Source organism: Microbacterium sp. DT81.1 (genome assembly GCF_049844955.1).
Lineage (GTDB): Bacteria > Actinomycetota > Actinomycetes > Actinomycetales > Microbacteriaceae > Microbacterium.
The window spans coordinates 451,182-465,038 of the sequence record NZ_JBNCMA010000004.1; the positions used below are offsets into that span (position 1 = coordinate 451,182).

Below are 13,857 nucleotides of genomic sequence, written 5' to 3' on the forward strand. Positions count from 1 at the left end.
GCTACCAGCCGCGCGTTCCGGGAGCACCCTTGAACGGGCCGGTGACCCAGGACGTGATCCAGCCGCCGTAGAAGTCGCCCTCCTGCGGCGTCACCGGCTCGCCCGCGACCGTGCACGCATCCATCCGTCCGGGATACAGCGCGACGCGGCCGCGCAGGATCTCATAGCCCTTCCACGGGCTCGGGTACGTCCAGCCGGCGGCTTCGGCCGTGCGGCCGCCGGCGGCGACCGACAGGTAGCTCGCCGCCCCCTTGAACTCGCACAGCGAGGCGCCGGCGGCCGGGGCGAGCGCGCCCGGAGGGAAGGCATCCATCGGCAGGTAGTAGACAGGCGGATGCGACGTCTCGAGCACCCGGACGACGTCGGTGGTGTCGATGAGAACCTCCCCGCCGAACATCACGGTGACGCGATCGTCGACGCGCTCGACCCGCGGCGGGCGCGGGTAGTCCCAGACCGACTCGACGGGCCTCATCCCTGCATCACGGCGAGAACGTTGCCGCTCGGGTCGGCGAACCAGGCGATCTCGGGGCCTTGGTCGGGGTTGGCCGGACGGACGACGCCGCGCTCGTCCTGGTGCATGCCGTCGTAGCGCAGCATCTCCACGCCCTTCCCGGCGAGTTCATCGACGGCCGCGTCGAGATCGCCGACCTGGAAGTTCAGCACCGTGTGCTGGGCCGGCACGTGGTTGTCCTTGCCGTAGACGAAGAGCTCGCCGCCGTCGCCGAGATCGAGGGTCAGGAATCCGTTCTCTTCGGTGACGGGCAGGCCGAGCACGTCGGCGTAGAAGGCGCGGGCCGCCTCGATGTCTGAGACGGCCAGACCGGGAAAGATCCGTTGAGTATCCATGCGACCAGATAACCATCGGGTGGGGACAGTGGCAACGGGTGGCGGCCGGTGAGAGCCGTCACGGGGCGACCAGCGAGGAGAACCCGCTCAGACGGTCGCCGTCTCCCGCGCGCGCAGGTCTTTGCGCAGGATCTTGCCCGCGGTCGACTTGGGGATCGCCTCGATGAACTCGACCCGGCGGATCTTCTTGTGGGGAGCCACGTTGTCGGCGACGAAGGTCATCACCGCGTCCTCCGTCAGACCGGAACCGGGCGCCGGCACGATGAACGCCTTCGGGATCTCCTGTCTCTCGTCATCGAGCACGCCGATCACTGCGGCATCCAGCACCGCAGGGTGCGACAGCAGCAGCGCCTCGAGCTCGGCGGGAGCGATCTGGTAGCCCTTGTACTTGATCAGCTCCTTGACGCGGTCGACGATCGAGAAGTAGTCGCCCCGGTGGTACACGCCGATGTCGCCGGTGTGCAGGAAGCCGTCGGCATCCAGCGTCTCGGCCGTCGCCTCCGGCTTGTTCAGATAGCCGAGCATGACGTTCGGCCCCTTGATCCAGAGTTCCCCCCCGGCAGTGCGGCCGTCCTCGCCGATCTCGGTGATCTCCTCGCCCGTCTCGGTGTCGATGAGCTTGCACTCCTGGTTGGGAAGCAGCGTTCCGACCGAGCTGACCGGGATGTCGTGCCGCTCGTACGGCATCGCGTGGGAAACGGGGCTCAGCTCGCTCATGCCGTAGCCCTGCATCATGCGGGCGTGGATGCGGCTCCCCGCTAGTTGCGCCGTATCGCCGTCGAGCGGGGCGGCGCCGGAGAAGACGGTGTGCACGCTCGAGATGTCGAACTCATCGACGACGGGATGCTTCGCCAGGGCCACCGCGATCGGCGGCGCGATGTAGAGATAGGTGCACTGGAACTTCTGGATGTTCGTCAGGAACTCCACGAGGTCGAACCTGGGCATCGTCACGAGGCTCGCCCGCTGGCGCAGCGCCAGGTTGAGCAGCACGGTCATGCCGTAGATGTGGAAGAAAGGCAGAACGGCGAGCACGCGGTCGGTCTCGGTCAGCTCGATGTTGCTGCGGCACTGCTGCACGTTGGCGACGAGATTGCGGTGGCTGAGCATCACGCCCTTAGGGATGCCCGTGGTGCCGGATGAGTAGGGGAGCACGGCGACATGCGTGGCGGGGTCGAAGCTCACCTCGGGTGCGGGGCTCTGCTCCATCAGCAGCTCGCGCAGGTTCGGGTGCCGGTCCGCGCTCTCAGAGCCGGCCCCATCGAGCACGATGACGTGGTCGTCCGGGATGCCGCAGGCCTCGGCGGCCGCCGAGGCGCCGGGGAGCAGCGGCGTGACCGTGATGAGCCAGGTGGCCCCGGCATCCCGCAGCTGCTTCTCGATCTCGCCCGCGGTGTAGAGCGAGTTGATCGTGGTTACCACCGCGCCCGCCCGCAGGATCCCGTGGAACACCGTCGCGAAGGCCGGGACGTTGGGGCAGAGCAGACCGAGCACGCTGTCGGTGCCGACCCCGCGAGCGGCGAGGGCGCCGGCGAATCCGTTGACCTGAGCGCGCAGCGCGCCGTACGTCGTCTCCGCTCCGGATGCCGGGTCGATCAGGGCGACGCGCCCGAGGTCTTCGTCGGCGAGGGTGCCGAACAGGTAGTCGTAGATCGAGACCTCAGGGATCTCGACGTCGGGCAGCGGGCTCGTGAACATGGCGTCTCCTTCGACCCGTTCATCCTGCCATCCCGGCGACCGAGTGTCACGACCCGCGGAACTCAGTCCGAGCACCCTCGCCGGGCGGAAGGCTCACGCCAGGGCGTGCTCCCGCACGGTCGCGCCTGTGCGCAGCCGCTCGGCGGCGAAGGCCTCGGCGGCCTCGAGCGGCGTCACGCCGGCCGACTCGGCCTCGTCGAAGATGCGGCGCACGGTATCGCCGATCCCGGCGACGCGCTCCATGATCTCCTCGCGGGTGCCGAGCTTCTTCGCCTCGAGATCGAGGTAGATGACGCCCCCGGCGTTGACGACGAAGTCGGGGGCGTAGAGGATGCCGCGCCGGGCCAGGCGGTCCGCGCCGGAGTGATCGGCGAGCGGGTTGTTCGCCGGTCCGCAGACGGCACGGGCGTCGAGGGAGTCGATCACCTCGTCCGTGAGGAGGCCGCCGATGCCGGCGGGCACGAAGACATCGGCGGGAATGAGGTGCTCCTCGCCGGGGGCGATCCACTCCGCGCCGAGCTGGCTCCCGAGGTCCCGCTTCGCCGGGTTGACGTCGGTGACGGTGAGGCGGGCGCCCTCGGCGCTGAGGCGCACGGCGAGTCGGCTGCCCACCTGACCCATGCCGGAGATCGTGATGCGGCGCCCCTCGACATCGGCCGAGCCGGTGACGCGCTCGAGCGTCGCGCGAAGCGACTCGTAGACCCCGAGGCTGGTCGGGCCGGCCGGCTCGCCCGACCCGCCGCCGGTTTCGGGAAGGCCCACCACGTGGCCGGTGCGCTCGCTGACGATGAGCATGTCTTCGGTCGTCGACCCGACGTCCTCGGCGGTGCGATAGAGGCCGTGCAGCGACTCGACGGCGTCGCCGAGATCGAGGAACGCCGCGCGGCGGCGCTCGGCATCCAGCACGGTCCCTTCGGGCAGCTGGATGACGGACTTGCCGCCGCCCGCGTCGAGGCCCGCCGCCGCGTTCTTCAGGGTCATGGCCGCCGACAGGCGCAGGGCATCGCCGAGGGCATCGCTCCAGTGCGGGTACGTCCAGAGGCGAGCCCCGCCCAGTGCCGATCCCAGCACCGAGGAGTGCAGCGCTACGGCGAGAAAGAGTCCGCTGCGCCGGCCGGTGAGGGTTTCGACGCGTTCGTGGCGGAAGTCGGGCAGGGGCAGGCTCGCAGACATTGTGGTCCTCGTTGATCAGTCGGCCCCGATCTTCGTGGGATCCGGGCGGAGCGTGTGCGATGCGCGTCGGTGCGGCATCCCTTCCATTGGACCACTGCACGGCCGATTGTTCAACGTGGCGCGCGAATACTGAGCACACTGCTCAGCTGGAGGGCGGTCGCGTCTCCGGTACTGAGCTCCCTGAGCCGTGCTCCGGGGTCGGCGGGTTTCGACTGCGGGCCGGATTCAGGCTCGCCGTGACGCAAGCGCCCCTACGTGGCCGCGCCGAGAGTGCACCACGGGGTCGAGCCTGAATGCGGCACACGGATCGCGGCACTCGGAAGCCTGACGGCGGGACACGGGATCACTGGGACTCGCGGGCCGGAATCAGGCTCGCCGTGACGCAAGTGACCCGATGAGGCGGCAACGGCAGCGCACCAGACGGTCAAGCCTGACTGCGGTACACGAATCGCGGCACCGGGAAGCCTGCGGGCGGTGCGCGGGTCGTGGGATCGCGAAGCCCCGGCCTCCTCCCCAGCGGACGAGCTAGCGGCCCGCGTCCACAGTCGTCGTCCCCTGCCCATGAGTAGTTCGGGCGGCGGTCAGGGTGGGCGGATGCTGATGCGCGACGTCGACCCACTGCAGGAGATCCTCTTGTCCCGGCCGCAAGGCGTCGTGGACCTGCTGTTCCGCACGAGCGACCTACGTGTTGCCGGCCTGAGCCGGCGCCAGATCGCCGGTGCGATCGACGGCGATGCGCTGGTTCGGGCGAGGGCCGGTGTCTATCTTCCGGCGGACGCTTCGGTGGAGAGCCGGTGCGCCGCCACGGTCGGCGGCCGTCTTGCGTGCGTCTCGGTACTGGCGCGCATGGGCGTGTTCGTGATCTCGAACGGCACCGTGCATGTGCACCTGCCACGTTCGGCCTCACGGCTCCGGGACACGGGTCAGAGAGTGCGCCTGCACTGGGCGTCGCTCTGCCGGGAGCCGCATCCGCGCTCCGCGCGGGTTGAGGTGATGGATGCGCTGATTCAGGCGACGAACTGCCAGCCGCCGCGCGCCGCCGTGGCGACGCTCGACTCGGCTCTGCACCTGCGACTGATCGATGAGTCGAATCTGGATGAGATCTTCGCGCACGTGGTGCCTCGGCGCCGAGTGCTCCGCCGGCACCTGGACGGGAGGGCAGAATCGGGTCCGGAGACCCTCGTGCGGCTGATCGCCCGAGCGCTGGGGTTCGAGGTCGAGCTGCAGGTCGCGATCGATGGCGTCGGGCGCGTCGACCTCGTGCTCGACGGGTGGCTCGTGATCGAGTGCGACTCCGAGGCGCACCACGCCGGATGGCGTGCACAGAAGCGCGACCGCCGCCGCGACCTCGCACTCGCAGCGCTCGGTTACGCGACCATTCGCCCGATCGCGGAGGACATCCTGTTTCACCCAGAGGTGGTGGTTGCCGCACTGACAGGGATGAGGAGCGGCCGGCGCGCTCTCCTCCCCGTCACCCGTACCGGACGCAGGCTGATTGGGGTGGGATGAGTCTCCAGAGGAGACGCGGCGCCGATTCCCACCGGTTGCGCCTGAATCGCGCACCGAGGCGGGCGCGGCCGGCGGTGGGCCTGCCAGGTGAGGAGGCGCTGGGTCGGAACTTGATGATCGTGCCGTCCACCGCCGCGCGCAGATGCACGAGCACCCGCGGGTCGGCAGAGCGCCCGGTTGCGCGCGCCCGCCGCGGCGTCGCGCCGGTGGACGTCTATCGGGCCGGGCTGCACCGGAGTACCGTCTGCGCCAGGGACGGGGAGTCCCAGGGATGGGGGAACAGCCATGTTCGAAGATGCACAGGGCGCGGCAGTGATCGCCGCGTCGGATCTGGAGCGAGCCCGATCGTTCTACGAGGGGGTTCTGGGGTTGGCGGCCGAGCAGGTCGACGAGGAGGCGGCGTCGGTGTTCTACCGGCTCGGGGGGGTGCCGGTGATGGTCTACCAGACGAGCTACGCGGGGACGGCGCAGAACACCGTGTTCGCCATCGAGACAGAGGACCTCGCCGCTGCCATGTCCGCGCTGCGGGAGAAGGGCGTGACCTTCATGGATTACGACTTCCCCGGCCTGACGACGGTCGACGGGGTCGCGGAGCTGCCCGGCGAGCGAGCCGCATGGTTCGCCGACAGCGAGGGGAACATCCTGGCGCTCAGCGAGAGAGCCTGATTCGACGCCGCGCCGTCCGCCTCACCAGGCGAGCAGGTGCCGGGGTCGGAACTCGATCAGCGTGCTGAACTTCTGCGCGAGTGCCTCGGCGGGGATGCCGAACGCCGCGATGGACTCGGCGTACTTGGCCGTGTACGGTTCGCGGAACCGCTCGATCCATCCGGCCGCGCCATCCGGCGTCAGGGTCGCGGTGCCGCGCAGCACGACGACGTCATCCCCCGTCGGACCGCCCGCATGCAGGTGCACGAGCACCCGCGGGTCGGAGCGGATGTGCGTCACCTTGTGCGATACCGGCTCGCTCAGGATACTTATCGTGCCGTCGTGCCAGAGGAACCAGACGGGAACCGCCCGGGGCGAGCCATCGCTTCCCAGAGTCGTGATCCACGCGATCAGGTCGCGGTCCAGCATCCCGAGCGCTTTCGCGTGCGCCGGGTTGTCCGGATCGAAGATGTTGTCGGCCATGTCGTCCCTTCATCGGCTCCCCGCGGTCACGAGGCTACGACCGACGACCGACACCGCCAATAGGCTGGAGACGTGACCGTCGCACTCCCCGAACGCAGCCGCATCGTCGCCGAACGCCTCGCCGAGGCCGGCATCCGCGGACAGATCGTCGTGCTTCCGGATGCCGCTTCCACGGCGCCGCTCGCGGCCGCAGCCCTGGGCATCGAGGTCGGGGCGATCGCCAACAGCCTCGTCTTCTGGTCGGACGGGGAGCCGCTCCTCGTCATGACGAGCGGCGCTCACCGGGTCGACACGGCGGCGCTCGCCGGACGCCTCGGCCGCGGGAGCATCGCGCGTGCCACGCCGGAGCAGGTGCGCGCGGCAACGGGGCAGGCCATCGGGGGAGTGGCACCGACCGGTCATCCGGTGCCGCTGACGACGGTCATCGATCGCGACCTGGCCGTGTTCCGCGAGATCTGGGCGGCGGGCGGCACACCGCACACCGTCTTCCCGATGACCTTCGACGAACTGGTCGCACTGACGGGCGGCACGGTCGCACAGGTCGACTGACTCGGGCAGGCCTCCTCTCCCGCCGAGGCTCGCTGCACTCCGATCAGCGCGCCCGGACAGCGGCGGAAAGCGCGCCGGGATACAGCTTGTCGAAGAGCCGGACCGCCATGTCGCGAAGCAGGCCATGGAGCTCCCGTTCCAGGCGCTCACCCCCGTCGCTCTCGGCGCGCAGCGCCCACACCGCTGCGAGCCGCTCGGCGTTGTCCAGTACCGCATCGACGACCAGCGGCCGCCAGAACGGCGGATACTCGCTCTCCTTCCACTCCCCGCGACCTCGGCCGTAGTGGGCGATCGCCAGGTATTTCAGCAACGCCGAGGTGACCAGTCCGTCGAGGAAGGCCTCCTCCCAGCGCACGCTCGATTCGTTCTTGCCGCGCACGACGTTGACGCCACGGGCGATGCCCGCGCCCCCGAGCGCGCCGATGATCGCCCCGGCCACCATGCCGGCTCCGAACGTGAGTCCACCGGCCATGAGGTCGGCGCCGAGCCCCGTGAGGGCACCGGACACCACGCCGGACAGGGCTGCGGTCCGCCCCGCATCCACCGGAGTTTCCACCTGCACGTCGCTCGCCACCCGCTGCAGCACCTCGCCCACCGCACGGCCCTCGAGGTCGTGGATCGCGATGAGGCTCTCGGTGGTGAGGCGGAGATCGAGCTCGAGCCGCTCGGCCAGGGTGCGCTCCGCCTCGCCGCGAGCCTGTGTGCGCGCCACGTTCTGCAGACCGACGGAGCCTCCGATCCGGGCCGTGAGGGGCTCCGGCGGCAGCACGACCCGGTCCCGGGCTGCGGCCGCGATGGGGACAGCCAGCGCTGTCATGGCCGCATCGAACTGCGCCATCCGCCGTTCGCCCCACGCGTGCAGCAGCCGGGTGAAGGCCGCGGTCTTGTCGTCCGGCAGGGCAGCGCCGACGGCGGCGAAGAGGGTGAACTCCTGCACCCAGCAGCGCGCGAACGCGTCCAGCGTGAGCACGCCCCGCACGTGCGGGGCGCCCGTGACCGCCGCGCGCCACCGATCCTCGTCCGCGTCCGCGCCTCGAGCACGGGGCGGCCCGGTCTGGTTGAGGAGAACCACGACGGGCTTGCCGATCCATCCCAGCACCTCGAGTTCGGGCTGCAGGTAGCCCGCGTCGTCGGGCTCCTCCGCCGCGCTGACGAGGTAGAGCACGACGTCGGCCTGCTCCGCAACGTTGCGGACCGCCAGCTGGCTGAGCCAGAAGGGCCGATCCCGGTAGCGGTCCCAGACCTGGGAGAGGAACCAGCCGATGGGGCTGCCGTTCTGACCGAGGCGCCGGGCGAGCCGCACGCTGTCGCCGAAGCCCGGCGTGTCCCAGAGCGTCAGCAGGTCCCCTTCGGCGGTCTGTACGAGCGGAAAGGGTGTCGCTTCGTCCGTGACGTGCGGCGCGTCGCGCACCTCGCCGACGTCGCGGCCGAGAAGCGTTCGGGCCAGTGTCGTCTTCCCCGCGTTGGTGTGCGAGATGAGCGAGAGCGAGATCGCCCCGGCATCCATCCCGGCGACGGTCACGGCGTCGCTCACCGCGCACTCCGGGGCGGGCCGTCTGGTCGTCCGGCGGATGCCCCGACCAGCGCGGACTCGGCTTTCGCCAGATCCGGGGCGCTCAGGTCGACGAAGAGGGCCGTGGCGCGGTGCTCGTCGAGGAGGTCGCGCCACGCCGCACGGCGGCCCGCGATCTTCTGCTCGTCGTCGTGCCAGCGAAGACGGATGCCCGATTCGTCGACCATCGCGATCAGCGGATTCCCCGTCGTGTGCAGCGCGGCGATCGCGTCGAGGAAGGCGCCGTGCGCTTCGCGCTCGGGCGTTGCCGCGAGGGTGAAGAGGGGGACGACGTCCTCCTTCGCGTCAGACCCCGTGAGCGTCGCCAGAGCCCGGTCGTCGCCCCAGGCGACGGGCGCCTGCACCGTGACGGCGGCGCCGGGGTAGGCACGGGACAGAATCGCGTCGAGCCCCGCTCGCGCCTGCGCCGACGCGGTATAGCTGTACGGCACGACGCGGACTCGACCGGGGCCGCCGACGTAAGAGGAGACGAGCCGCTGGTAGTACGGCTCGGACAGCGGGAGGGAGACGCGGGCGGCGCGGCGCCGCTCGGTCATCCACGCGACCGCGGCCAGTGCCACCCGGGGCAGTATGACGAGGGTCACGACGGTGCCGGCGAGCAGGTGCATCCAGGTCGCCGCGTTCTCGCTGGCGGGTTGCTGTATCGCCGCCACGGATGCCGTGTCGGGCACCGGGATGCCGGTGAGCCAAGAACCGGGGGCGAGGGTCGTGGCCAGCAGGGCCCGAACCTGCTCGGCGCCCAGGAAGGTGCTCTCCCACGTCGCGCGGTACTCGAACGCGAGACCGCGCAGGTAGAGGCCGGCGATCACGCCGAGCGCCGTCATGGCGGCGGCGATGTGCAGCACGCGTGCCGCTCGCGCGCCGTAGAGCGGCGCCGCGACGCGAGCCCAATCGGAGGGAAGCGCCGCGAGGATCGACCGGCGGGCCTCTGCGGCGTCGTCCCCGCGCCGGCGCGAGAAGGGCGTCCGCACCGCGGCGAGACGGATGAGCAGGCTCCGCACGGGCCCCGGTGAGCCGCGGAACGCAACGAGGCGCACCAGCAGGGTGATGTAGACGACGAAGTTCCACACGAGCAGGGCGAAGACCGGGGGAGCCAGGAGATTGATGCTCGTTCCGCCTCCGATCCGGTCGACGATCAGCCCCAGCACGAATGCGCTCAGAACGACCGCCGCGCCCACCCAGCCGCGCCACCGGAGCGCACGGACCGCGCGCGTCACCGCGGGCTGCCGAGGGCCGATCCGCTCGAGCACGAGCCGTGCGCGCCGTGCCAGGAAGGCGTCCTCACCCGCCCCCTCGCCGACCACCTCGGCGGCGGCACGACTGGCCCAGTCCCGATCCGCGTCCGTCCAAAGCAGGCGATCACGGTCGCCCGTCTCCACGGCTCGCGCGGCGGTCACATCGAGGGCGGCTGACTCGTCCATTGGCCGCATTCTATGCGCGCGATGTCGCCTCTCGAGGGTCAGAGCGCGGCGCCGGGCGGAAGCCGTCGCGCGATCTGGGCGGCGGCCACCGCCGACGCCGCCGACCACGCCTGGGGGCGGCACGCCGCGGGATACGGCGTCGGAAGCGACGTCTGCGAGCGGGGGTCGCCGCTGTGCAGCTCCGGCATCCGGAAGCCGAACCCCTCGGCCGCGGCGAGCAGGCCGTCGATCACTGCTCCGGCCTGCTCGTGCAGCCCCGCGAGCGCCATGCCCCGCGCGATGATCGCGGAGTCATGCGTCCACACGCTTCCGCCGTGGTAGCTGAGCGGCCAGTAGCCCGCCGCATCCGTCGACATCGTCCGCACCCCGAAGCCCGAGAGCATGGTCGGCCCCACGAGCAGTGCGGCGACCTGCCGCTCTTCGTCCGGGTTCAACAGACCGGTCCCGAGCAGATGGCCGATGTTGCTCGTCAGCGTGTCCACCGGACGCTTCTGCGCATCGAGGGCGATGGCGGGGTACCTGCCCTCGGGCGTTTCGACCCAGTACGCCTCCGCGAAGCGGGCCTTCAGACCCGCGGCCCAGTCCCACAGCTCGGTCGCCCCCGGTTCTCCGAAGGCGTCGAGCAGCTCAGCACCCGCGAGCGCCGCCTCGTAGGCATAGCCCTGCACCTCGCACAGCGCGATCGGTCCCTGCGCCAGTTCGCCGGAGCGCCACTGGATCGAATCGCCCGAATCCTTCCACCCCTGGTTCGTGAGCCCGTGACCCGTCTCGTCGATGTAGTCGATGAATCCGTCGCCGTCCGTGTCGGCGGACATCAGCCAATCCAGTGCACGTCGGAGGGCGGGGAGCAGTTCGCGCACCTCGTCGTCGGGCATGCCCGCTGCGTGCGCTTCGAAGAGCAGGCAGACCCAGAGCGCGGTCGCGTCGACGGTGCCGTAGTACACGGGCGGCAGGGTGATGCCCTCGCCCGGCATCTCGAGCGGAGCTGCTCGCAGCTCGTGCAGGATCTTGCCGGGCTGCTCCGCCGAATCCGCGTCGGTCGCGTCACCTTGCAGGCGAGCCAGCACGCGAAGAGTGGATGCCGCGATGCGACGATCCAGCGGAAGCGCGAGGCGCGCGGCCCACAGCGAGTCCCGCCCGAAGAGCGTGAGGAACCACGGTGCGCCGGCGGCGTAGAAGGCGTCGTCCGGATGCTCGGGGAGCGCCAGGCGCAGGGCGTCGAGGTCTTGCAGGGCGGCATCCAGCCACCGGCCGATCCGCGGATCCTCTCCCGGCGCCGGCCGTGCGGGTACCACCCAGCGAGAGTGGTCCGACGCGACCTGCACCACGAGCGTCGGGTCTACGAGCGACAGCGACCACGACGCACCCGCGCCTTCGCCCGGCGCGATCCGCAGATCCCAATCGAGGACGATGGCGCCGTCGTCCAGGCTGACGTCCGCGTCGGCCGCGAGGAGCGTGAACGAGCGCTCGCCCGACGAGACGGTGAAGGGGGCCCCCGCCCCGAGCGGAATCGATGGAGACCAGTCCCTCGCCTCCGGCATGCCGGCCTTCACGTCCATGAGAAGCGCGAAATCCGGCACGAGTCGCGCGCGCAGCGTGATGTCCACCTCGTGCTCCACCTTCGAGTGGAAGGTGTAGGTCTCTCCTACTTCACCCGCCGCCACCACGCGCTCGCGCAGCACACGCACCTTCGGGTCGGGCGTACCGTCATCCAGTGCCCTCAGCAGGCCGCCGAAGACGACGCGGGAAGCGCCGTCCGGCGACACCGAGATCCACTCGGGCGCGGCGTCGCCCACGGTGAGCGTGATCTGCCTGATGTGACGGACATCCCCGTGGTAGACGCCGTGGATCGGCTCCGCCCCCAGATCGCCGGAGCGGCCCGACCAGACCTGCGTGGGCGCGCGGAGGGCGATGATCGCGTCGTTGAGCAGCGGTTGCAGAGCGCGCGGGGCGAGAGGTGCGTCGCTCATCCCTTGACGGCTCCTTCGGCGGTGCTCATGATCTTCTTCTGGAAGACGAAGAACATCACCGCGACCGGGATCGTCATGATCGCGGCGGCCGCGAGCTTCAGCGGGTACTGGTTGCCTTGGCCGAGCTGGCCGGACGCCAGCGAGGCGACGCCCTTCGTCAGCGTGGTCAGCTCCGGCGATTGCGTCGACACGATGAAGTGGTTGAGCTCGTTCCACGACCCCTGGAAAGACAGGATGATGATCGTGATGAGCGCCGGTCTCGCCATCGGCAGCACGATGGACCAGAACACCCGGAAGGTGCCGGCGCCGTCGATCCGGGCCTGCTCCTCGACCGACACCGGAATCGACTCGAAGAAGTTCTTCATGATGAACACGCCGGCGGCGTCCACGAGCAGCGGCAGGATCATCCCCGCGTACGAATCGTAGATGCCGATCTGGTTGAGCACGAGGAACTTGGGGATCAGCAGCACCACCCCGGGCACCGCCATGACGGCGACCACGAGCGCGAAGATCACACCGCGTCCACGGAAGTTCAGTCGTGCGAGGGCGTAACCCGCGAGGGACACGAAGAACACGCGGCCGAGCGTGACGCAGATCGTGACGATGGCCGAGTTCATGAACCACAGGGGGAAGGCGCTCCGGCCGAACAGCGCCTCGTAGGCCGCCCACGTGAAGACGTTCGGAATGAGCGAGATGGGGTTCGCGGTGGCTTCCGCCTCGGTCTTGAACGACGTCGCGACCTGGACGAGGAACGGATAGATGTAGATGATCGCGAGCACGATAAGGGTGGCGTAGAGCACCACCTGACCGGTGATCGCGCCCCGGGTCCATCGGCGCGTGCGCGCCGGCGGCTGATCCGGGGTCGCGACGGCCACGGCGTCGGCGACAGCGGTGACGGTCATGATGTCTTTCCCTTCACCTGATACTGGGCGGCTCTGCGCTTGGACACCGGGCGATCCCGGAGCACCCACCGCTGGATGATCGCGAAGAAGATGATGATGAGGAAGAGGATGAAGGCGATTGCCGATCCCTGGCCCCATTCCTGATCGACGAACGCGGATTGGTAGGACAGGAAGGCGGGAGTGACCGTCGTCTTCGCCGGCCCGCCCTGCGTGCCCGTGTAGATCTGGTCGAAGACCTGCCAGCACCCGATCAGCCCGAGCGTGAGCACCGTGAAGAGGGTGGGGCGAAGCTGCGGGAGGGTGATCAGCCGGAAACGCTGCCAGCCGTTGGCGCCGTCCATCATGCCGGCCTCACCGAGTTCGACTCCCACATTCTGGAGAGCCGCGATGAAGAGCAGCATCATCGTGCCGCTCGTGGTGAAGATGGCCATCAGGATGAACGCGAACATGGCGACGGAGGGGCCGGCGAGCCACTCCCACCACGAGATCCCGAGGAATCCGCTGTCCGTGAGCGCCTGGGGGCCCGCGTCGATGCCGACTGCTCCCAGCCCGACGTGCACGATGCCCCTCGGGTCGTTGAACCAGTTCGGACCGTTGATGCCGACCCACGAGAGCACCTCGTTCACGACACCCGCGGTCGAGAAGAGGAACAGCCAGAGCACCGTGATGGCGACCGAGCTCGTCACGGAGGGGAAGTAGAACGCGGTGCGGAAGAATCCGCGGCCACGCAGGATCGCCCTGCTGACCAGGACCGCGAGAAAGAGGGCGAGCATCGTCTGCAGCGGGACGACGAGAAGCACGTACCACGCGTTGTTGCGCAGGGCGATGCCGAAGTTCCGCTCGTCGAGACCGCCGCCGGTCGTCACCGCGGCGTAGTTGTCGAGCCCGACGAATCCCACCGCGGGGGAGAACGGGCTTCCCCGACCGGTCCAGTCGGAGAGGCTCACCCACAGCGCCATGAGCACCGGGATGAAGAGGAACACGCCGAGGATGAGAATCACGGGGGCCGTGAAGAGCCATCCGGCGAGGCCCTCCCCGCGCCGAATCCCGGAGGATCCGGTGCGGGCAGGTGCCTTTGCCTCGGTGGTCAT

13 protein-coding genes are annotated in these 13,857 nt (G+C 69.9%); 3 read left to right on the forward strand and 10 right to left on the reverse strand.

The window, feature by feature from the left end:
- Position 1: 1 nt before the first annotated feature.
- From ACLQ2Q_RS13650 to ACLQ2Q_RS13665, 4 genes are all read right to left on the reverse strand, one after another.
- Complete coding sequence (locus ACLQ2Q_RS13650) at positions 2 to 472, reverse strand: DUF427 domain-containing protein (protein WP_425820996.1); 471 nt, start codon at positions 470 to 472, stop codon at positions 2 to 4.
- Positions 469 to 846 carry a VOC family protein gene (locus ACLQ2Q_RS13655; RefSeq protein ID WP_425820997.1) on the reverse strand — a complete coding sequence of 126 codons (378 nt, stop codon included), beginning with the start codon at positions 844 to 846 and terminating at the stop codon, positions 469 to 471. Before ACLQ2Q_RS13655 ends, ACLQ2Q_RS13650 begins: the two co-directional genes overlap by 4 nt.
- A gap of 87 nt (positions 847 to 933) precedes the next feature.
- A complete protein-coding gene (locus ACLQ2Q_RS13660) occupies positions 934 to 2,541 on the reverse strand; it encodes an AMP-binding protein (RefSeq protein WP_425820998.1) in 1,608 nt (535 codons plus the stop codon).
- Between the two features lie 93 nt (positions 2,542 to 2,634).
- Positions 2,635 to 3,714 (reverse strand): Glu/Leu/Phe/Val dehydrogenase dimerization domain-containing protein, encoded by a 1,080-nt coding sequence (locus ACLQ2Q_RS13665; protein WP_425820999.1) that lies wholly within the window; start codon positions 3,712 to 3,714, stop codon positions 2,635 to 2,637.
- A gap of 561 nt (positions 3,715 to 4,275) precedes the next feature.
- On the opposite strand from ACLQ2Q_RS13665, the gene ACLQ2Q_RS13670 reads away from it, so the two are divergent.
- Both ACLQ2Q_RS13670 and ACLQ2Q_RS13675 read left to right on the forward strand, forming a co-directional pair.
- On the forward strand, positions 4,276 to 5,223 hold the full coding sequence (locus ACLQ2Q_RS13670) for an endonuclease domain-containing protein (RefSeq protein WP_425821000.1): 948 nt from the start codon (positions 4,276 to 4,278) through the stop codon (positions 5,221 to 5,223).
- 285 nt (positions 5,224 to 5,508) lie between these two features.
- A complete protein-coding gene (locus ACLQ2Q_RS13675) occupies positions 5,509 to 5,889 on the forward strand; it encodes a VOC family protein (RefSeq protein WP_425821001.1) in 381 nt (126 codons plus the stop codon).
- A gap of 21 nt (positions 5,890 to 5,910) precedes the next feature.
- Here the strand turns inward: ACLQ2Q_RS13675 and ACLQ2Q_RS13680 are convergent, their stop codons facing one another.
- Positions 5,911 to 6,351 (reverse strand): pyridoxamine 5'-phosphate oxidase family protein, encoded by a 441-nt coding sequence (locus tag ACLQ2Q_RS13680; RefSeq protein WP_425821002.1) that lies wholly within the window; start codon positions 6,349 to 6,351, stop codon positions 5,911 to 5,913.
- 72 nt (positions 6,352 to 6,423) lie between these two features.
- Here ACLQ2Q_RS13680 and ACLQ2Q_RS13685 point away from each other — a divergent pair, with 72 nt between their 5' ends.
- Positions 6,424 to 6,900, forward strand: a complete 477-nt coding sequence (locus tag ACLQ2Q_RS13685) for a YbaK/EbsC family protein (protein WP_425821003.1) — start codon at positions 6,424 to 6,426, stop codon at positions 6,898 to 6,900.
- Positions 6,901 to 6,943: 43 nt separating this feature from the next.
- Here ACLQ2Q_RS13685 and ACLQ2Q_RS13690 read toward each other — a convergent pair whose 3' ends face one another.
- From ACLQ2Q_RS13690 to ACLQ2Q_RS13710, 5 genes are read right to left on the reverse strand one after another with little or no spacing between them, the layout of a single operon-like run.
- A complete protein-coding gene (locus ACLQ2Q_RS13690) occupies positions 6,944 to 8,434 on the reverse strand; it encodes a DUF3482 domain-containing protein (RefSeq protein ID WP_425821004.1) in 1,491 nt (496 codons plus the stop codon).
- A complete protein-coding gene (locus ACLQ2Q_RS13695; RefSeq protein WP_425821005.1) occupies positions 8,431 to 9,894 on the reverse strand; it encodes a DUF2868 domain-containing protein in 1,464 nt (487 codons plus the stop codon). Before ACLQ2Q_RS13695 ends, ACLQ2Q_RS13690 begins: the two co-directional genes overlap by 4 nt.
- Before the next feature lie 38 nt (positions 9,895 to 9,932).
- Positions 9,933 to 11,864 carry a glycogen debranching N-terminal domain-containing protein gene (locus tag ACLQ2Q_RS13700; protein ID WP_425821006.1) on the reverse strand — a complete coding sequence of 644 codons (1,932 nt, stop codon included), beginning with the start codon at positions 11,862 to 11,864 and terminating at the stop codon, positions 9,933 to 9,935.
- A complete protein-coding gene (locus tag ACLQ2Q_RS13705) occupies positions 11,861 to 12,766 on the reverse strand; it encodes a carbohydrate ABC transporter permease (RefSeq protein WP_425821007.1) in 906 nt (301 codons plus the stop codon). The genes ACLQ2Q_RS13700 and ACLQ2Q_RS13705 overlap by 4 nt, the downstream gene beginning before the upstream one ends.
- The gene (locus ACLQ2Q_RS13710) at positions 12,763 to 13,857 is read right to left on the reverse strand and encodes a carbohydrate ABC transporter permease (RefSeq protein ID WP_425821008.1); all 1,095 of its coding nucleotides are present in this window, start codon (positions 13,855 to 13,857) and stop codon (positions 12,763 to 12,765) included. Before ACLQ2Q_RS13710 ends, ACLQ2Q_RS13705 begins: the two co-directional genes overlap by 4 nt.